The organism is Oceanobacillus alkalisoli, assembly GCF_022213125.1.
GTDB classification, from domain to species: Bacteria; Bacillota; Bacilli; order Bacillales; family Amphibacillaceae; genus Oceanobacillus; species Oceanobacillus alkalisoli.
Genome location: NZ_JAKNRA010000017.1, coordinates 1 through 18,505 on the forward strand (window position 1 = coordinate 1; position 18,505 = coordinate 18,505).

The following is an 18,505-nucleotide window of genomic DNA, read 5'->3' on the forward strand; positions in this document are numbered from 1 at the left end:
TTCCCATCACTTCGAGTGAGTAAGATCCCTCAGAGACGATGAGGTTGATAGGTTCGAGGTAGAAGCATGGTGACATGTGGAGCTGACGAATACTAATCGATCGAGGACTTAACTAACTTCTATATTTGATGTCGTGAATTACTCTTATTTAGTTTTCAGGGTATGAAATTTACATAAAAGATAGTTTATACTTGATTTTTTCTGTGAATCAGCTATAATAATTATTGTGACAAAAAAATAACCTGATTTTTACAAACAGTTAACAAGAAATAACTTTTCACTAGGTCTGGTGGCGATGGCGGAAAGGTCACACCTGTTTCCATACCGAACACAGCAGTTAAGCTTTCCAGCGCCGATGGTAGTTGAGACCTTGTCTCTGCGAGAGTAGGATGCTGCCAGGCAATTAACCTTTAAGTTAAGTTAATTTAATTGTAATAATATAAGCAACTGAAAGTAATTCAGAGAAATTCAATTCGACTGTATTACTTAGAGCTCAATGGAGAGCTGTCCGAGTTGGTCGAAGGAGCACGATTGGAAATCGTGTAGGCCGCTATCGCGGTCTCGAGGGTTCAAATCCCTCGCTCTCCGCCATTATACTTTTTAATTTAATGGCCCGTTGGTCAAGCGGTTAAGACACCGCCCTTTCACGGCGGTAACACGGGTTCGAATCCCGTACGGGTCACCATTTTTAGGAAGGCATGTTAAATACACGCAACGTTTTGTTGCAACACATGTATTATCATATCCTATGCGTTGGAGGATTAGCTCAGCTGGGAGAGCACCTGCCTTACAAGCAGGGGGTCGCAGGTTCGAGCCCTGCATCCTCCACCATTATTTATAATTTACATTATCGCGGGGTGGAGCAAAGCCAAAACACCATTGAGAAACATCTTTGAATTAGGCTTTGTGAGGAGTGTAAGCTTCTCCGAATTATCCCGAAATACGACGAACAGTCTTTATTCTATTATTATGCATGAATAGCATTTGCATATCTCTTATTACCGCGGGGTGGAGCAGTCCGGTAGCTCGTTGGGCTCATAACCCAAAGGTCGCAGGTTCAAATCCTGCCCCCGCAACCAAGGTCCGGTAGTTCAGTTGGTTAGAATGCCTGCCTGTCACGCAGGAGGTCGCGGGTTCGAGTCCCGTCCGGACCGCCACTATTTATTTAATAGTCATTATGGCTCGGTAGCTCAGTCGGTAGAGCAACGGACTGAAAATCCGTGTGTCGGCGGTTCGATTCCGTCCCGAGCCACCATTATATCTTTGTTGGAGGGGTAGCGAAGTGGCTAAACGCGGCGGACTGTAAATCCGCTCCCTCAGGGTTCGGCAGTTCGAATCTGCCCCCCTCCACCATTTGATACAGGGGTATAGTTTAATGGTAAAACGAAGGTCTCCAAAACCTTTGATGTGGGTTCGATTCCTACTACCCCTGCCATTAAACTTTTTTAATTTAAATGGCGGTCGTGGCGAAGTGGTTAACGCACCGGATTGTGGCTCCGGCACTCGTGGGTTCGACCCCCACCGGTCGCCCCATTTAATAGTTCGTTATTGGGCTATAGCCAAGCGGTAAGGCAACGGGTTTTGGTCCCGTCATTCCTAGGTTCGAATCCTAGTAGCCCAGTTATAATGCGGAAGTAGTTCAGTGGTAGAACACCACCTTGCCAAGGTGGGGGTCGCGGGTTCGAATCCCGTCTTCCGCTCCATTTTTTTATCTGGCGGTATAGCCAAGTGGTAAGGCAGAGGTCTGCAAAACCTTTACCACCGGTTCGAATCCGGTTACCGCCTCCAAAATTTGCCGGTGTGGCGGAACAGGCAGACGCGCGGGATTCAAAATCCCGTTCCTTCACGGGAGTGTCGGTTCGATCCCGACCACCGGTATCTACATTATAATTTGGTTTTTTATAAAGTAAATGCACTCGTAAGTCTTGAATGATAAGACTTACGAGTTTTTTGTTTTAGTTTAATCTTTCACCATTTTTAATAGCTTGCTCAAATTTTGCTTATTACCACCATCAAAATATCCTTCAAACGGACAACCAAATTCTTTTACACGTTCTACTGTGTTTCTGATCGTAAATGCAGTAGGGTCCAAGTCTTCGTTCACTTCATGCCAAAATAATGGTGTGGAAACCGTTCCTTCTTTTGTCATGCGCGGCGAATAGGGAGCGACCAAAGTTTTATCTTTACCGTGCTGTACATAGTCGATGTATAAACGTCCTTTTCTATTTTTCTTTAATCGTTCGGTCGTAAAATCATTCGGATATGTGCGTTCCAAAGTTTTCGCAACAGCTTCAGTAAAAATGGAGGTCTCGTCGTAGGTCATGCTCCCTGCTTTGATTGGAATATATACTTGCATTCCTTTGTTTCCGGATGTTTTCACAAAAGAAACAAGGCTTAAATCATCTAATATCTGTTTTAATAATTGCGCTGCCTTTACTGCAAGGGAAAAATGCGCTCGGTTCGGTGGATCCAAATCAAATACAATCTCTAGTGGTGTAACATGTCCAATATGTTGAAAGGGGACGTGATATTCAATAGAGCCATGATTCGCTAACCAAACTAAGCCTTCTATATGATTGCATATAATAAAGTCCTCTATAGAATCAGATACTAAAAAATCAGGTGCATAATCTGGAAGACTCTTTTGAAAAAACGATGCTTTATCAATCCCATCCGGGGACCGGATAATAGTTAACGCACGCTGTTTTAAAAATGGCAGCATCCATGGGGATATTTCTCTGATATAAACTAAAAGGTCTTTCTTTTTAAATAGATTTGGCCATAAGTACTTATCTGTATTTGACACATCAATTGGAAGCTGGGCTATGTCCAGCTGTAATTTATCCAATGTGCATTCTGTGTATGATGTGTTAGGATTAATGCTTTTAAAATTAGGCTCCCTCAACTTTCCTTCATATAAATCTAATGTGTTGATTGTACATGTTATGGCTGGTGGTAAATGATAACTTCCCTTAACGAGTTTCCCTTGCTCCTTAAAGAGTTTTTGTACGGTTTCCGTTGAATCTTTCGGTAATCCATGCTTACATGTACCAATGCCTAGTAACTTATCGTTATCCAGGGCGTTGACTGTAAAATATTCGTTACTTGGGTTGTATTTTGTTAAGATGCCTTGAATCACTCTCCAATTTTTAATTTTTAACCAGTCGTGATGCCTTTTCCTTTTTTGATATGTGCTTTTTCTTAGCTTTGCAATAATGCCCTCACTTTTAAATGAGAAAACAATCCTTTCTATCTCTGCAATAGATGAAAATGTCTCTACACATCTTACCGTCGTATTACCGGAAACCGGCTGCAATGTTTGGTGAAGAATTTCTTTCCGCAATGATAACTTATGCTGGTGCAGCTTATTCCCTCTAATTTCTGTAATATCAAATACCATGAATGTTGCTGGTCTTGCACGTGCATGTGCCGCTATCCGCTCTTTCGAATTCATTCGGCCGCGCATTTGTATTTGTGAAAAATTTGCTTGATAGCGGTGGTTTAAGATGACAAGTTCTCCGTCCAACCTTATCGGTAACATACTTTTAAAATGAGCATCGTTTTCTTTACACCAATTAATAACTTCAGGAAAATTCTTTGTAAGATCGTGTTTGTTCTTACTTATCAAAGTGATGTTTTCAACCGTCCAATTCAACATACAGCGAAAGCCATCATACTTAACCTCATACAGCCATTCATCACCTTTAGGGATATCTGTTCTTTCTACCGGTTTCATCCAGTCCATATGTGTCACCTCATTTAATTAGGATGCCTCATATCTTTGTATAAAAAACATACAAGTCAGCAAAATAAGTTTAAAAAGGAGTGAACGCGATGCACACCATGTGGAAGGGAACAATCAGCTTTGGTTTAGTCAATATACCTGTAAAGATGCATGCGGCAACTGAAAATAAAGACATAAAGCTACGTCAATTGCATAAAAAGTGCAAAACACCTATAAAGTATGAAAAAACTTGTCCAAACTGTGATGAAGCTGTCAAAAACGAAGATATTGTTAAAGCCTACGAATATGCTCAAAATAAATTTGTAATTTTAGATGATGAAGAATTGGAGGCGTTAAAGAAAGAACAGGAAGGCAAAGCTGTAGAAATTATCGATTTTGTAAAGCTGGAAGAAATCGACCCGATTTATTTTGAAAAAAGCTATTATTTATCGCCAAATGAAGGTGGTGCAAAGGCATATGCACTATTGAGGGCGGCTCTAATGGATACTGGTAAGATTGGGATTGCAAAGATGATGATTCGTTCGAAGGAGCAACTTGCGGTCATCAGAGTATATAAAGATGCGATTGTAGTGGAAACAATTCATTATCCTGACGAAGTGCGAGCTGTTGATGAGGTTCCTAATGTGCCGAGCAAGGAGGCAGTTGGTAAAAAAGAGTTAGACACTGCGAAACTCCTGGTTGATCAATTAACAACGGAGTTTGAGCCGGAAAAATATAAAGATGATTATCGAACAGCACTTATGGAGCTGATAGAAACGAAGAAAAATAATGAGGAAGTTGAAGTTGGCGGAGAGACTAAGACAAAGCCGGATAATGTGATCAATTTAATGGACGCGCTCCAGGAGTCCTTGAATCGCGCTAAAGATGAAAAGCCAAAAACAAAACCGAAAAAGAAAACAACTTCTAAAAAGACGATCAAGACAACAGCTAAGAAGAAGAAAGTTACTTCTTGACTCACGAAGGGCTGTCGGGTATAAGAGCGACCAGCAGCTGATAATAAAACAAACAAAAATAAATATGAATTCAAGTTAAAGTGGATGCTGCTTTTAAGGAGGCATCCATTTTAATTTGAAAGAGACTATTGACTATTAATCATTTTAAAACGAAAAAAGACTATGATTCAAAGAAGAAAGTACTTGATTTCTTTTATAAATCAAATACTTCTTTATTGCTTTACTACGTTATAAAATAAGTCGTTCAACAATAATTAAATAATTTATTTTAAAAATGTTGAACTATAAAATTCATTTCTGTATAATTCTACTTAATATGAATATTTATTAAGGGTGATCGGATGGAAATTTTACAGGCAACAAGCAGAAAAAGAGAAACCTATGAAGTCCATTTTGCTTATTCTACTTTATGGGAATGTGCTTTAGGGATAGCCGCTATAACGAATTCACGAATTATTAGTACTTTAGAAAAACCTGCAAGTTATTGGAAAGAGCTTAGAACATCATTATCGGAAAGACTTCACCTTCATTTAGATTACGTAGAAAAAAATAATACGTGGAAGGCATTATTACAATTGCTTCACTATCATGAAAGTAATACGCTCGATGAATTCTGCACGAGTATTCATTTGCTGCAAGATACAACGTTTAAATTCACTTGTTTACCGTATATCGGAGAGAAATTCCAGCAGCTAAGGGAAAAGGCTGCAACCGGAGAGGAGCAAGCTATCGTAGAATTGAAACAGATAACGAGTGATAATCCTTTTTTCCCGCAGTACATTGAATTTATCGGTAAAACCGATGCACAAAAGCTTAAAGCCCATTTAACTGAAGTTATGACATTATGGTATGAAGCAGTGATAAATCCAGAATTAGAACGGACAAGCCAAATTTTGAAAGCCGATTATGAATCTAAAAAGCGGATGAAAGAAAAGATGTCCCCCGAAGAGCTTGTTCAGTGGGCGACAGGAGGGGTAAACTACCTTCCCGAGCCTAGTATTCATCAGGTGTTACTCATCCCACAGTATGTATATCGTCCTTGGAATATTGAAGCAGACATTGAAGGTACGAAAGTATTCTATTATCCAGTGGCCAATGAGAGTCTTTCACCAAATGATAAATATATGCCAAACCATTTTTTAATACTAAAGCACAAAGCATTAGGAGAAGAGGTTAGACTACGAATCGTAAAATTGTTGTCGGAAAAAAATCATTCGTTACAGGAACTTACGGAACAGTTAAAGATGGGGAAGACTACGATTCATCATCATTTGAAAATATTACGTGCTGCTAAATTGGTTGAAATAATCGAAGGAAAATATGCTTTGAAAGCAAATTGGTCAGAATTACTCTTTAAGGAATTAGAACAATATCTAGAACAATAAAAGGGAAAAAACTTATGAATCCGTCATTATTAAAAAATCGTTCGTTTGTATCTGCATGGCTGGGTTTCCGATTGGCTATATAATAGGAGCTATCTTAGTAACTCGAATTCCATATAATAGCCGCAGAGTTCTTATGCTCGGTTCCCTTTTCATAGGTGGACTAACCTATATTGCATTATGCTTTAATCATAGTATTCCATTAGCAATAACAACCGAAACGATTGCAGGAATAGGAGTGGCTGTTTTTAGTATCCATCATACAACGATCCTCCAAAAAAGAGTCCCCAATGGCCTGATGGGTAAGGTGTTTTCCGTTCGGTTGCTTATTATTAGGGGCGTGATGCCGTTGGGAGTGCTTGCTGGTGGCGTATTAAGTGAAATGTTCGGTGTCAGACCATTGTATCTTTTGATTGGTTTATTGATTAGTACATTTTCATTCGCAGGAATATGTTTACCATATTTTAAATTTATTGATGAAAAAAGCAATCAGGAAAAAATGGTTTCTTGAAACACTCTATGCATACGTCATACGCATCATATTATATACTTTAATGAATTTCATAATACGTATTTAATGCTTCACCATCACCATATGTAGTTGAGTTGGTTCGTTCCCAACTACATATGGTGATGGAAAAGCCGACTTTGGTAATGATGAAATTCATTCACTTTATTAAAAGATTTCTTATCCTTTACTTTTTAGCAGATTTATTATCAGTTATTAATTTTTTTATTTTTTCCATTTCTTTTTGATAAGCTTTTTCCGCTTCAGAGGTTGATGGTAGAAATGGTTCTGGGTTATAATCGGTGCGTTTCCCATAACGTATCATTTGATAGATAATCATGCCGTTATTTGGTTTACCATGAACCGTCTTCATAGGGATTGCATCAAATAATACATAGAAAAATGCATAAAATACAAATCGATCCCAAAATGTCGCATACATCGTGATATATCCGTTTGCAATAAGGGCATTAATGACTAAACCGACAATAACATTAACCATGATAGGGCTTGCATATAAAATGACATAGGCAAACTTACTTTTAACTTTTAATTCATCATAGGAAAACCAACTGTAGAGATGATAATATTTTCGTACGTCCAACTTTCCAAACTTAAATATCCGTGGACCGGATCCTAACGTGATTCTACTATTTTTTGCACCAAACAGGAGACCGAAAATCATATATCCTAACTCTCTTAAAAAGATGACAGCAGGAAAGATAATGAATGCAGATATCACCAGACTCACTAAATCGGATAAACCAAACATCTACATCGCCTCCTTCAGATACTATTCCACGATGGAGGGAAAACAAACTTTTTTGACGGAGGTCATATAGGTGGAATTGGGTAGTTTACCGGAATAGAGTTTGAAACACTTTGTTGAAGTCAATCGTATTAAGATAGAATGCTATTATAGCGACACATTCACCAATCCTGTTTGGTTATCCAGAGGCACAAATCCTAAATTTTGATGAATCTTCCATTCAGGAAGTTTCATATGAAGACACGGAACATTATAATTTGACATTGAATTTTTTGACAGGTCGGGAAAGGTTTCTGCATGAGTTGTTTCGTGGTGATGAAGACGAATGATGCATATTTACATTAAAAGTTTCAAATTCTCTTTCATAAAAAGTGCGATAGTCCTTCTTGGACTATCGCACTTTTTAGTATAATCATTAGTGGACACTTCATCCGAGATCTAAAATAAGCACAACAATATACTTATCTTCCTATCCTGATTAAAATACTTTACGCTGATAAATTATTTGACTGGCTAACCAGGAAATTAAAAAGAGGCTTATGGAGATTGCGGTGCCGCTAATGTAAAGGACTGTTGTCGACAAACTTGTAATGAAATCTGTAATAGCCGTGAGATGTCCTGCTAGAAATCGGAGAGCCGGTGGCAGCAAGGCTGCAGACACGATTAACCCAATCATTATGAATGCGCCTATATTACCTGGTTTTAATATGTAAAATAACGGAAAAGTCAAAGCAGCAAAGAAGAAAAATAACCCTGCGGCAATCACTATATCCCGAAATAGAAAGTCGAAATTAAATAGATACAGAATAATCCCAGCTACAGCGATTGATAAAATCATATAGACAGCGGAACCAACATATTTTGCGGCAACAATCTCTTTTCTCGTATATGGCAAGGAATTAAGAAGAATATTGGATTCTACCTGTTCATCATAAATATATCCATTCAATGGGATATATAAACTGGCGATCAGGAAAATAAAAAAAGGACTCATATGATCAGCAAAAATGGCAAAGAACATAACAAATGGAATAAAAAGCATAATTTGTGATTTTTGGATAATCAAATCTTTTCTTATCAAATTAAACATACTGCTGACGAGCTCCTTTCGTATAAAACATAATATCCTCCAAAGTCGCTTCCTCGATAACGACTTGATCTCCTAAGGATTTCCTTACTTCTTCTGCGTTATTTGTTAGTGCCTGAAATTCATTTGACGAACGGTCGATATTTATAAAACTTTTTTCTATTTTCTGATGGAGTAAATTGGTATTTCCTTTGACTAACTTATAACGCTCTTGCACGTCTTTTATTGATTCATGAAAAAGAATATTACCATCCTGGATGAAAATAATACGGTCAGCAATCCGCTCTAAATCACTGGTAATATGGGTAGAGAAGAAAAGTGTGCGTGTCGCATCATTCGTCAGCTCTTTTAAAATGTCCAGCAGCTCTCTGCGAAATACAGGATCTAAACCAGCTGTCGGCTCATCCATTATAATGAATTCAGCATCATGAGATAGGGCCAGTGCTAGAGATGTTTTCATCTGCATCCCTTTAGAAAAGGTTTTAATCGCTTTATTTAGTGGTAGTTCAAACAGCTTGATATAATCATAAAATTGTTTGTCACTCCAATTCTTATAAGCAGGGGCAATGATTTTACGAATGTCTTTAAGATTTAAATTTTCATAAAAGACATTGCTGTCATAGACAAAGCCGATTCGTTCCTTAATATCTCTTTCATTATTTACATATTGCTTCCCAAATACCTTGATTTCTCCTTTATCCGCTTGTAAAAGGTTCATTATTAACTTCATGGTAGTGGATTTTCCCGCACCATTTGCCCCGACAAAACCTGTAACCAGACCTTTCATTATTTGCAAATTGATATCCTTTAAGGAAAAATCTTTAAAATATTTACTCACATTTTTAAATTCTACTATATTTTCTATTGTTCTCACTCCTTATGTTGCATTTTAAGTGTGCATACGATTCATAAACAGTATATACTATATGTACTGTGTGCACAATAGTGAATTTAAACTTTTGTTGCAAAATAAAAAAAGACCTTAATAACGCATTAAGATCTCGTGTCGTTTTACCCGCGTCTGTGGGCAGCTTTCATATGAAACATAATATCATCTAACGAAGCCTTTTCCATTACAATATAATCGCCAAAGACTTTTTGTACTTGCGCTTTATCATTTGTTAATGCTTGGAATACGCCTTGGGATTGTTCAATGTTTAGAAAATAAGCTTCGGTATCCCGATCAAGTAAATCGCTATTTCCCTTCACAAGTGCATAATCTTCCTGCAATTCATCCATACGTTTCGAAATGAGAATTTCCCCCTGATCTATTAATATAATATAATCAGCGAAACGTTCCAAATCACTAGTCGTATGGGTTGAAAAAAGTATACTTCTATTTTCATTGACCATTACTTCCTGGAAGATATCTAATAATTCTCTCCGGAATGTCGGATCCAATCCTGCTGTTGGCTCGTCCATTATAATTAATTCAGCATGATGGGAAAGGGCCATGGCGATGGAAGCTTTCATTTGCATTCCTTTAGAAAAATGTTTAATTGGTTTTTTTAATGGCAGTTCAAATTGGTCAATATAAGCTTTATATTTTTTCCGATCCCATTGCTTATAAGAAGGTGCTATAATTTTACTGATTTCCTTTAAGTTCAGGGATTCGTAAAAAATGTTGCTGTCGTAAACAAAGCCGATTCGGTCTTTTATCGCTTTTTCATGTGTCGCATAATCCAGTCCGAATACGCTTATTTCTCCTTCGTCAGGCTGCAGAAGATTCATCATCAGCTTTATTAATGTTGTCTTACCAGATCCGTTTGCTCCAATAAGACCTGTTGTGTAGCCTTGTTTTATCTGTAAATCTATACTGTCAAAGGAGAATTCCTTAAACTCTTTAGAAATACCACGAATGTCTATTACATTATCCAAATGATCACTCCTCATACAGCAACTTTAATAAATCTTGTAATTCTTCATATGGTAATCCAATTTCTTTACTGTTGGAGATAACGGCACTTAATTGTTCTTCAATTACTCTTAGTTTTTTCTCTCGAATCATTTCTAAATTTTGCTCAGCTACATATGAGCCCTTACCTACAATCAAGTAGATGAATCCCCCTTTCTCTAATTCTTCATATGCCCGTTTAGTTGTAATTACACTGATTCTTAAGTCTTTGGCTAATTGCCTGATCGAGGGTAAAGCAGTACCTTCTGTCAGTTCACCTGACAATATTTTGGATTGAATTTGTTTGGAAATCTGCTCATAGATGGGTTCCTTAGAACTGTTTGATATTATAATTTGCATGTAGGAACCTCCTTTTCACCATATATATAACACATAATCACTATATACACTAGTTAATCATGACTGTATGCATAATTCAAGCGTTCTTAAATAGTTATTTGGGTTACTATTATATTGTGTAATATCTCAGTAGACGTCATTTTTCCTGGATAGATGTTTAAAAAGCTGCCTCACGGGAATCTAAAACATAACCAATAATAAAATATGGAAGGAAGATTTTCATTGAGTATGGCAATTGAAAAACAAAAAGCGAAAAAAGGATTGCTTGTTGCTGGAATAATTGCAGGAGCTTCCTCATTAGTTCTGTTGAATAGCAATGCGCGTGAAAAAGTAAAAGATACTTCTAAGAGCGTGAAGAATACCGTAACCAAGTATGCAACTACAATTAAAGAAGATCCCAATGGTACGAAGGATGCTATAATCAGCCGTATTCAGAATGCAACAGATATTTCCAAAGAGGCCATCCAGAAAATACAGGCAATTTTGGATACTCAAGTTAAGGATATTAAAGATACAACTAAAAATGTAGTTGAGGAGTCCAAAGATGTGATGTCTTCCGTAAAAGACGCAAAAGGTGAATTAGTCGATGTAAAAGATAGCGCAGTAGAGGCAAAGGATGAATTATTATCTGCTAAAGACGACGTAAAGTTTAAAGCAGAGATCAATAGCTAAGCGATAGCAGGTGTCTTTGAAAAGACTCTTGCTTCATTGAGATTTCTATTTCCATAATTATTTAGATGAAGCTCTATCCCCCTATCTCAAGGAGAGAGGGGGATTTTGTGGTGGAACCGAAAGTTTATATCAATGAGTGAGGAGATAGGGTGCTTGATATTTTTGGAAAGGAAAAATAAGAAGTATAATAGTCAATGGAAATATCTCTCCCTTTTTAATACAAAGATTGGATCCTATCATTCAAAAATTAATGGCTATTGTTGGAGAAAATGAAGTGCTTTATAAAAAGGAAGACCTCATCTCCTATGAATGTGACGGTTATACGATGTACAAGGGGATGCCGCGAGCCGTTGTGTTTGTGAAGGATACAGAAGAAGTTTCTGACGTGGTGAGGTGTTTAACTAAAGAAGAGATTCCGTATATTGCAAGGGGAGCAGGAACAGGCTTGAGCGGAGGTGCGACACTGCTGGGCGGGGAAGTGCTCATCAGTTTGGTGAAAATGAAGCGAATGCTCCATCTGGATCTAGAAAATAGAAAAGCAGTGGTGGAACCAGGTTATATCAATTTGAAGTTGACCCAGTCGATTTCCGATAAAGGCTACTATTATGCTCCGGATCCATCAAGTCAGTATGCATGCACGATTGGCGGAAATGTCGCGGAAAATTCTGGTGGTGCGCATTGTTTGAAATACGGGGTGACGACAAACCATATATTAGGGCTGGAGATTGTTCATCCGAGCGGGGAAATTGTAGAGATCGGCGAAGGAGGAGTTCCTGACCAGCCAGGATATGACCTGTTAGGCTTACTCACTGGATCGGAGGGAACACTCGGGATTGTGACGAAGGTTACGGTGAAAGTTTTAAAAAATCCGGAGGGAAAGAAAACAGCGCTTGCCTACTTTGATGATATAGATGATGCAAGCCAAGCTGTCTCGGATATCATTGCTGCGGGTATTATCCCAGCGGATTTGGAGATGATGGATGAGATTGCGATTGAAGGAGTGGAATCAGCAGCTTACCCGGTCGGACACCCAAGGGATATTGCTGGATTTCTTCTGATTGAAGTGGACGGGATTGCTGCGGGAATTGATGACCAGATTGAAGAAATACTTGCGGTTTGTAAGCAGAATAATGTCCGTGAAGTAAAAGTCGCTAAAGATGAAGCAGAGCGTAGCTTATGGTGGGCAAACCGCAAAATGGGCTTTGGTGCAATGGGTGCAATACCCAGGTTACCTCGTGCAGGATGGTGTCATTCCGAGAACCCGCTTACCAGAAGTTTTAGCGAAAATCACAGAAATTAGCAGAAAATATGATCTCCGGATTGCAAATATCTTCCATGCAGGGGACGGAAATCTTCATCCGCTTATTTTGTTTGATGCAAGCGTGCCGGGAGAAAGTGAGCGTGCATCGAAAGCTGGTTCAGAATGTTTGAAGGTTTGTGCAGATGTTGGCGGCTCGATTACGGGTGAGCACGGGGTCGGGATTGAAAAATCAGCCGAGATGCGTTTTATTTTCACGGACGAGGAAATCGCAGCACAAACAAATATCCGCAACGTATTTAACCCGGGGGACTTGTTGAATCCAGGTAAACTGTTTCCACAGCCAGGCCGCTGTGTTGAAGTAACGAGGCGAGACCACGAAGAAATGCATCTTGTTCCATAAGTTAATAGAAACCAACTTTAAAGCAACTGGGAAGCAGTGAGGACTGTTGGACGAGGCGGATAGAGCGATAAAGTTTGTCAGATTAAAAAATAGCATGACTTTCAGGATACTTTTCACGAAGGTTCGTTGGTATATTCCGATTTAGAGCATCTCGTCTAAAAGGAAAAAGATGATTTGATAACGCTTACAAAGGATGGATTATTATTACCTCTTATGCTCATATAAACAAGTATGCCGCGCCGTGTACAACTTTGAAAGAGAAGGTTCAATGGCTGCGGTTGTAGCAGGTATGGTTATTCAAAGTACACCAGTATCATTCGGAGCTGTTGGAACACCATTGTTGGGGTCGGTACAGGTGTTGAGCCGCTTACCCAAATAACGAATCTCTCCGGTTTCATCTTTGATGTTGCTACAAAAGTCGCCACGCTTCATTTTATTGCAGGATTGTTGATCCCATTATTTTTAGTTGGAATCTTAAACGAAATTCTTCGGGAAAAATAAATCATTTAGTGAAGGTCTGAAGGTATGGAAGTTTGCTTTATTTGCGGCATTTGCGATGACGATACCGTATATAATCGTTGCATATTTATTAGGGCCTGAATTTCCTGCACTGCTTGGTGGGTTAATTGGACTCGCAATTGTAATTCCGGCTGCCCAAAAAGGTTTCCTCATGCCAAAAGAAGAAGATGTCTGGGACTTTGAAGAAAAAGACCGCTGGGATCCGACCTGGACCGGACGGGTTGAACTGAAAAACAGTGAAATTTACGCAGGTAAAATCAGCATGTGGCGTGCATGGGCTCCATATGTATTAATTGCTGCATTTTTACTCATTTCAAGACTGACAGTAGTTGGAGATTGGCTTAAATCTGCTACAATCGTAGTCCCTAATATTTTTGGAACGGATATTAGTTCCAGTTGGGAAATTCTATTTTCTCCAGGTTTTATCTTTATCCTAGTTGCCGTCATCACTTACGTTATGCACGGGATGAAACCAAGAGATTTTGGCAGGGCATGGAAAGCGTCCGGTAAAACAATCATTGCTCTCGTTATTTGGACCATTGCTATCTATATTATTGCGACAAACAACAAGCGCTTGGATGCGATTGGAGGGAAAAAGAAGAGCGCATAAACAAGAGCTGATTGTTCATGCGCACGTTAGTTAGATTAGATAGACTTTTATAACGCTGCTTATTCCAATGTGCATGACCGGCTTTGGAATAAGCAGCTTTTAATATTTTACATAAAGCTGATGGATGACTTTTTATTATAAACCATGGAAATTTTCTAAGTGCTAGTTGAGGAATAATAGTTGCTGTCCCATTGTTATTTCAGTTTTTAGTGCGAGGTTCTGGCTGGTTAACATTATGCTGGATGATTTGTATTTCCAGTTTCTTGTTGATTCAAATCGTATTGTTGTTTAAAAATGACATAATATTCATCTGATCCGAGGCCGCCTTCATTAATCATGTCGGCGATTTCTTGTGAGCGTGTTTCCATTGTCTTATCCACGATAATCTTCTGCTCTTTATGATGAGGCATTTTCAACCCTCCTTTCTTACTTCTATTTTAACAGAATTTTAAATTAATTCCCATTGCAAATCAAAAGATAATCCTCTATTCTGTCCGTGGTTATAATGGTTTGCAATGATAGATTGGTTGACTAATAACGGTAAATTGCTTATCATTTAGTAATATTAATACATCATTGGATAAACGCGTTAATTCACTAAAGTATTTCATGAGTGATTTTTTGGACTTTTATATTCTACATATGTAATGAACAGAAGTAAACTAGCTTATGATGAAACGAACGGAGGGCAACATGAAGAAAAATATAACCTTTACGAAATCACTCGTTCCATTAATTGGTTTGATTGCTGCTGCGGCAGGTTCTATCTTCATATGGGATGCTGGGATGAGTATTCCACTAATTATTGGGGTAATTTTAGCTGCGGCCATTGCCATCACTGCTGGATGGGAATGGAATGAGGTTCAGAAAATGATGGTCGATGGTGTGAGCAGAGCTTTACCCGCAGTGTTTATTTTATTAACAATTGGGATGATCATAGGTTCCTGGATAGCGAGCGGTACGATACCGACGATGATTTATTATGGAATGATGCTGATCAACCCGGCATGGTTTGTTCCGATCACGGCCCTTATAACAGGCATTGTTTCGATCACTTTAGGGACGTCCTTTACGGCAATAGCGACTGTTGGATTAGCTTTTATGGGGATTGGCGAGGTATTAGGTTTTTCACCAGCATTAATCGCTGGTGCAATCGTTTCAGGAGCATATTTCGGTGATAAGCTCTCTCCCTTATCAGACACGACAAACGTTGCTGCGGCTATGGTTGAAACAGATTTATTTAGCCATGTGAAGCATATGCTATGGGATACAATTCCAGCATTCTTGCTATCTTTCGTATTATTTTGGTTGTTTGGAAGCTTTGAAGTAACGGCTATTGGCCTGGAAACCAGCTTGATTGACGTCTTTCTCTCGGGATTAAATGATGCTTTTGTGATTCATCCGTTATTACTCTTACTACCAGTTATTACGGTCTTCTTAATGATAAAACGTGTACCAGCTCTACCGACATTAATGGGAGTAGGTTTCCTCGGCGCTATTATCGCAGGGCTTGTCCAAGGTAGCTCGGTGTCATCTATTGTGCAATTTATGACGAGCGGCTTCGTAAGCGAAACGGGCGTCGAAGCAGTTGATTCTCTATTAAACCGCGGTGGGCTTACATCCATGCTTGAGACGGTTGGCATACTAATTATCGCCACAGCTTTTGGTGGTATTCTGGAAGGAACCGGGTCATTTAAAGTGTTGACCAACAGGATGTTAGAGAAAGTAAGAACAACTGGAACATTAATTGCTTCTACTCTATTAACAACATTTATTGTTGCACTAGCAAGTGGTGCACAATTCTTAGCAGTTATTTTGCCGGCAAGAACTTTTGTCGATAAATATAAAGAAATGAATATTGATACAAAAAATTTATCAAGAACGGTAGAGTCGATGGGAACAGTTGGAATCAATCTTATCCCTTGGAGTGTGCCGGCTGTGTTTGCAACGGGGATTCTTGGAGTAAGTCCGTGGGAGTACATACCGTATGCATTCTTTATATACCTTGTTCCATTGATGAACTTGTTGTTTGGTTTTACAGGGTGGACGATTACAAGAAAAGATTACAATCACGAAAAGTTGCAGCATGAAAGGAAAATTAGTTTATGAGTGAAGTCATTTTAAGTGTGCTAGGTACTGCTCAAGATGGAGGGTTGCCGCATCCGAATTGTTTTTGTGAAAATTGTAGACGAGCTTTAGCAGATTCAAATTTTAAGAGAACAGCAACATCACTAGCAATATTTTTACCAGCGGAACATAAGTGGCATTTAATTGATGCAACACCTGATATGAGAGAACAAATAGCTCGGTTTCAATTGAGATATGGAATGGAGTCACAGCTGATGAGCAGTGTTTTCCTAACTCATGCCCATATTGGACATTATCCTGGTCTCATGTTTTTAGGCAAAGAAACGATCAATTCCCATCGCTTAACCGTAATGGCAGGACCAAAGATGAAAAAGTTGCTTGAATCGGATGCACCATGGAGCCAATTGGTCGCGAATGAAAATGTTTCTATCCAGGAATTAAAGGAAAAAGAAGCTGTTTACTTATCAAATGAGACAACAATAACACCAATCCTTGTTCCACATCGTAATGAATTCTCGGAGACTGTTGCTTTTTGGATAGAAGGCCTGAATAAAAAGGTTTTATTTATACCTGATATTGATCGTTGGGACGAATGGGATATTGATATTTACGAGCTAGCGAAGGAAGCGGATATCTGTTTTCTGGATGGAACGTTTCATTCTCCAGAGGATTTGGCACATATCAATCGTGATTTCAGGCAAATCCCACATCCATTAATGACAGAAACAATGGAGAGACTTCGAGATTTAACAGAAGAAACGGAAATATATTTTATCCATTTGAACCATTCCAATCCGGTATTGAATGAGGATGGACTCTTGAGAAGAGAAATGGAAGCAAAGGGTTTTTATATTGCTGATGAGGGGATGGAATTTAGGCTGTAACGGGAAGTGTTCATTAGCCAATTTAAACGTTTATCACGCATTAACGGTCTGTAATACCCCACCTTTAAACATGAAGGAAACTCAAAATGTGAAGGTGGGGGGATAAACAGTCCGTAAATCCCTCCCCCTTTTATAAATTGGCTCTTCCTGAAATTACCTTTATTTTCGCATTTAAATACATATTATAGGAATGAATTTCATCATTACCAAAGTCTACTTTTCCATCACCATATGTAGTTGGGAACGAACCAACTCAACTACATATGGTGATGGTGAAGCATTAAATACATATTATGAAATTCATTAAAGTATTTATCATTCATTTTTAAACGGTTGTACTGTTAGAAAATTAAACTTTAACAGAGCCATTAAAGTAAAAAATCCTTTCCCCAACAAGGAGGAAAGGATTTTTAAATTTGTATCGACTATTTAAATGAAATGGAAACTGACTTTTCCCCAGTCTCAATCTTCAACTCTGCTGATAGATGTTCAAATAACGCATCAACAAAATCCGCACTGTCGTTCAAATATTCACTTTGCACGGCACTCATTCCCAGCCCCTTCGCTTTATTGATCGCATCCGTTGTAATCTCCTGGATCGCTTCCAGGTTTTCAATAACGGACAGTGCTTCAATAAAGATAATAGCTGGAACTTCTTTTGCATGTAGCTCATCGATTACATCAAGTACATCTGGTCCTAACCAGCGCTGGGGGAGTGGTTTACCGCTTCTGTATGCCAGGTGATAATTTTTAAGAGGAAGAGAGTCGGCAACCTTTTTAGCCAAGGTTTCATATTGAGAAATCATTGTTTGATGTGCTTTTGGGACACCGGGCTTGCTATGGACCGTGAACACAATCTCAGCCTGATTCCGTTCCGATTCTGGCAGCCATTCGTAAGCCGTTTTCGCACGGTCGGATAAGACTTCGACAAATTGGTCATGGTCACAGTAGGGTGCCACATGGATGATGTCCGTTTGTTTATTTTTTTCCCGGAATAATTTAGTGAATCGCTTTGCATATGCATTACTTCCGGTAAGGGAATCAAACGGTGTCAGACTGAATGTTGCGATTCGTTTCGGGTTTAGCTTAATACACTCCTCCGCAACGGTTTGAATCGATGGTTCTGTGTGATGGTTGGCTACATAGACCTTCCACGTTTCATCGGATTCTTCCCTTAATTTCTTTACTAATGCCTGGCCAATGCGTGCAGTATTAGCGCCTAGCGGATCGGCCATGCCGTGTGCATCATATGTGCGGATTCCTGCAGCGATATTTTCTTCTGTAGCCGTTCCATGATAAATATCATTGTAAAAGCCGGCGACATCATCAATTGACGTGAGACTTCCATAACTAAATAAAACGAGAATATTCAT

Annotated in this window: 14 protein-coding genes, 13 tRNA genes, 2 rRNA genes and 2 pseudogenes; 23 read left to right on the forward strand and 8 right to left on the reverse strand. The window is 38.8% G+C overall.

Annotated elements, in window-relative coordinates; translation table 11 throughout:
- The 15 genes from L3V42_RS15985 to L3V42_RS16055 form a co-directional block, all read left to right on the forward strand.
- Positions 1 to 116 (forward strand): 23S ribosomal RNA (locus L3V42_RS15985); the annotation flags it as partial.
- Positions 117 to 285: 169 nt separating this feature from the next.
- Positions 286 to 401 (forward strand): 5S ribosomal RNA (gene rrf, locus L3V42_RS15990).
- A 97-nt stretch (positions 402 to 498) separates the two neighbouring features.
- Positions 499 to 591, forward strand: a tRNA-Ser gene (locus L3V42_RS15995).
- 19 nt (positions 592 to 610) lie between these two features.
- Positions 611 to 685, forward strand: a tRNA-Glu gene (locus L3V42_RS16000).
- A 70-nt stretch (positions 686 to 755) separates the two neighbouring features.
- Positions 756 to 831, forward strand: a tRNA-Val gene (locus tag L3V42_RS16005).
- 171 nt (positions 832 to 1,002) lie between these two features.
- Positions 1,003 to 1,079 (forward strand) — tRNA-Met (locus L3V42_RS16010).
- Between the two features lies 1 nt (position 1,080).
- Positions 1,081 to 1,157: transfer RNA gene (locus L3V42_RS16015), tRNA-Asp, on the forward strand.
- A gap of 22 nt (positions 1,158 to 1,179) precedes the next feature.
- Positions 1,180 to 1,255, forward strand: a tRNA-Phe gene (locus L3V42_RS16020).
- Between the two features lie 13 nt (positions 1,256 to 1,268).
- A tRNA-Tyr gene (locus L3V42_RS16025) sits at positions 1,269 to 1,353 on the forward strand.
- 8 nt (positions 1,354 to 1,361) lie between these two features.
- A tRNA-Trp gene (locus tag L3V42_RS16030) sits at positions 1,362 to 1,435 on the forward strand.
- A 22-nt stretch (positions 1,436 to 1,457) separates the two neighbouring features.
- Positions 1,458 to 1,533 (forward strand) — tRNA-His (locus L3V42_RS16035).
- A 16-nt stretch (positions 1,534 to 1,549) separates the two neighbouring features.
- A tRNA-Gln gene (locus L3V42_RS16040) sits at positions 1,550 to 1,621 on the forward strand.
- A gap of 7 nt (positions 1,622 to 1,628) precedes the next feature.
- Positions 1,629 to 1,703: transfer RNA gene (locus L3V42_RS16045), tRNA-Gly, on the forward strand.
- A gap of 11 nt (positions 1,704 to 1,714) precedes the next feature.
- Positions 1,715 to 1,788: transfer RNA gene (locus tag L3V42_RS16050), tRNA-Cys, on the forward strand.
- A gap of 6 nt (positions 1,789 to 1,794) precedes the next feature.
- Positions 1,795 to 1,878, forward strand: a tRNA-Leu gene (locus tag L3V42_RS16055).
- An 82-nt stretch (positions 1,879 to 1,960) separates the two neighbouring features.
- Here L3V42_RS16055 and L3V42_RS16060 read toward each other — a convergent pair.
- Positions 1,961 to 3,745 carry a DNA ligase D gene (locus L3V42_RS16060; protein ID WP_238472454.1) on the reverse strand — a complete coding sequence of 595 codons (1,785 nt, stop codon included), beginning with the start codon at positions 3,743 to 3,745 and terminating at the stop codon, positions 1,961 to 1,963.
- 89 nt (positions 3,746 to 3,834) lie between these two features.
- On the opposite strand from L3V42_RS16060, the gene ku reads away from it, so the two are divergent.
- The 3 genes and pseudogenes from ku to L3V42_RS16075 form a co-directional block, all read left to right on the forward strand.
- The gene (gene ku / locus L3V42_RS16065; RefSeq protein WP_238472455.1) at positions 3,835 to 4,698 is read left to right on the forward strand and encodes a non-homologous end joining protein Ku; all 864 of its coding nucleotides are present in this window, start codon (positions 3,835 to 3,837) and stop codon (positions 4,696 to 4,698) included.
- A 341-nt stretch (positions 4,699 to 5,039) separates the two neighbouring features.
- A complete protein-coding gene (locus tag L3V42_RS16070; RefSeq protein WP_238472456.1) occupies positions 5,040 to 6,083 on the forward strand; it encodes an ArsR/SmtB family transcription factor in 1,044 nt (347 codons plus the stop codon).
- A gap of 55 nt (positions 6,084 to 6,138) precedes the next feature.
- Positions 6,139 to 6,591, forward strand: a pseudogene (locus L3V42_RS16075) (MFS transporter); the annotation flags it as partial.
- Between the two features lie 184 nt (positions 6,592 to 6,775).
- Here the strand turns inward: L3V42_RS16075 and L3V42_RS16080 are convergent.
- The 5 genes from L3V42_RS16080 to L3V42_RS16100 form a co-directional block, all read right to left on the reverse strand.
- On the reverse strand, positions 6,776 to 7,360 hold the full coding sequence (locus L3V42_RS16080) for a hypothetical protein (protein WP_238472457.1): 585 nt from the start codon (positions 7,358 to 7,360) through the stop codon (positions 6,776 to 6,778).
- 475 nt (positions 7,361 to 7,835) lie between these two features.
- Complete coding sequence (locus L3V42_RS16085; RefSeq protein ID WP_235763826.1) at positions 7,836 to 8,447, reverse strand: ABC-2 transporter permease; 612 nt, start codon at positions 8,445 to 8,447, stop codon at positions 7,836 to 7,838.
- Positions 8,440 to 9,309 (reverse strand): ABC transporter ATP-binding protein, encoded by an 870-nt coding sequence (locus L3V42_RS16090; RefSeq protein ID WP_238472473.1) that lies wholly within the window; start codon positions 9,307 to 9,309, stop codon positions 8,440 to 8,442. Before L3V42_RS16090 ends, L3V42_RS16085 begins: the two co-directional genes overlap by 8 nt.
- A 146-nt stretch (positions 9,310 to 9,455) precedes the next feature.
- Positions 9,456 to 10,322, reverse strand: coding sequence for an ABC transporter ATP-binding protein (locus L3V42_RS16095; RefSeq protein ID WP_235763825.1), 867 nt, complete (start codon positions 10,320 to 10,322; stop codon positions 9,456 to 9,458).
- A 4-nt stretch (positions 10,323 to 10,326) separates the two neighbouring features.
- A complete protein-coding gene (locus L3V42_RS16100; protein ID WP_235763824.1) occupies positions 10,327 to 10,698 on the reverse strand; it encodes a GntR family transcriptional regulator in 372 nt (123 codons plus the stop codon).
- A gap of 222 nt (positions 10,699 to 10,920) precedes the next feature.
- Between L3V42_RS16100 and L3V42_RS16105 the strand changes: the two genes are divergently transcribed.
- The 3 genes and pseudogenes from L3V42_RS16105 (at position 10,921) to L3V42_RS16115 (ending at position 14,160) form a co-directional block, all read left to right on the forward strand.
- Positions 10,921 to 11,370 (forward strand): hypothetical protein, encoded by a 450-nt coding sequence (locus L3V42_RS16105; protein WP_238472458.1) that lies wholly within the window; start codon positions 10,921 to 10,923, stop codon positions 11,368 to 11,370.
- Positions 11,371 to 11,620: 250 nt separating this feature from the next.
- Positions 11,621 to 13,031, forward strand: a pseudogene (locus L3V42_RS16110) (FAD-linked oxidase C-terminal domain-containing protein).
- Positions 13,032 to 13,548: 517 nt separating this feature from the next.
- Positions 13,549 to 14,160, forward strand: a complete 612-nt coding sequence (locus L3V42_RS16115) for an L-lactate permease (protein WP_255783486.1) — start codon at positions 13,549 to 13,551, stop codon at positions 14,158 to 14,160.
- Between the two features lie 233 nt (positions 14,161 to 14,393).
- Here L3V42_RS16115 and L3V42_RS16120 read toward each other — a convergent pair whose 3' ends face one another.
- A complete protein-coding gene (locus L3V42_RS16120) occupies positions 14,394 to 14,570 on the reverse strand; it encodes a hypothetical protein (protein ID WP_235763821.1) in 177 nt (58 codons plus the stop codon).
- 283 nt (positions 14,571 to 14,853) lie between these two features.
- Here L3V42_RS16120 and nhaC point away from each other — a divergent pair, with 283 nt between their 5' ends.
- Both nhaC and L3V42_RS16130 read left to right on the forward strand, forming a co-directional pair.
- Positions 14,854 to 16,269: a Na+/H+ antiporter NhaC gene (gene nhaC, locus L3V42_RS16125; RefSeq protein WP_235763820.1), complete on the forward strand. Its 1,416-nt coding sequence runs from the start codon at positions 14,854 to 14,856 to the stop codon at positions 16,267 to 16,269.
- Entirely contained in the window at positions 16,266 to 17,132 is an 867-nt protein-coding gene (locus L3V42_RS16130; protein WP_238472460.1) for an MBL fold metallo-hydrolase, read from the forward strand. The genes nhaC and L3V42_RS16130 overlap by 4 nt, the downstream gene beginning before the upstream one ends.
- Before the next feature lie 425 nt (positions 17,133 to 17,557).
- Here the strand turns inward: L3V42_RS16130 and L3V42_RS16135 are convergent, their stop codons facing one another.
- Positions 17,558 to 18,505 (reverse strand): ferrochelatase, encoded by a 948-nt coding sequence (locus L3V42_RS16135; protein WP_238472461.1) that lies wholly within the window; start codon positions 18,503 to 18,505, stop codon positions 17,558 to 17,560.

What these genes read in the sequence shown, in the direction of transcription:
- L3V42_RS16060 (WP_238472454.1), bottom strand. Translation starts at nt 3,745, where the DNA reads ATGGACTGGATGAAACCGGTAGAAAGAACAGATATCCCTAAAGGTGAT.
- ku (WP_238472455.1), top strand. Translation starts at nt 3,835, where the DNA reads ATGCACACCATGTGGAAGGGAACAATCAGCTTTGGTTTAGTCAATATA.
- L3V42_RS16070 (WP_238472456.1), top strand. Translation starts at nt 5,040, where the DNA reads ATGGAAATTTTACAGGCAACAAGCAGAAAAAGAGAAACCTATGAAGTC.
- L3V42_RS16080 (WP_238472457.1), bottom strand. Translation starts at nt 7,360, where the DNA reads ATGTTTGGTTTATCCGATTTAGTGAGTCTGGTGATATCTGCATTCATT.
- L3V42_RS16085 (WP_235763826.1), bottom strand. Translation starts at nt 8,447, where the DNA reads ATGTTTAATTTGATAAGAAAAGATTTGATTATCCAAAAATCACAAATT.
- L3V42_RS16100 (WP_235763824.1), bottom strand. Translation starts at nt 10,698, where the DNA reads ATGCAAATTATAATATCAAACAGTTCTAAGGAACCCATCTATGAGCAG.
- L3V42_RS16120 (WP_235763821.1), bottom strand. Translation starts at nt 14,570, where the DNA reads ATGCCTCATCATAAAGAGCAGAAGATTATCGTGGATAAGACAATGGAA.
- nhaC (WP_235763820.1), top strand. Translation starts at nt 14,854, where the DNA reads ATGAAGAAAAATATAACCTTTACGAAATCACTCGTTCCATTAATTGGT.
- L3V42_RS16130 (WP_238472460.1), top strand. Translation starts at nt 16,266, where the DNA reads ATGAGTGAAGTCATTTTAAGTGTGCTAGGTACTGCTCAAGATGGAGGG.
- L3V42_RS16135 (WP_238472461.1), bottom strand. Translation starts at nt 18,505, where the DNA reads ATGAATATTCTCGTTTTATTTAGTTATGGAAGTCTCACGTCAATTGAT.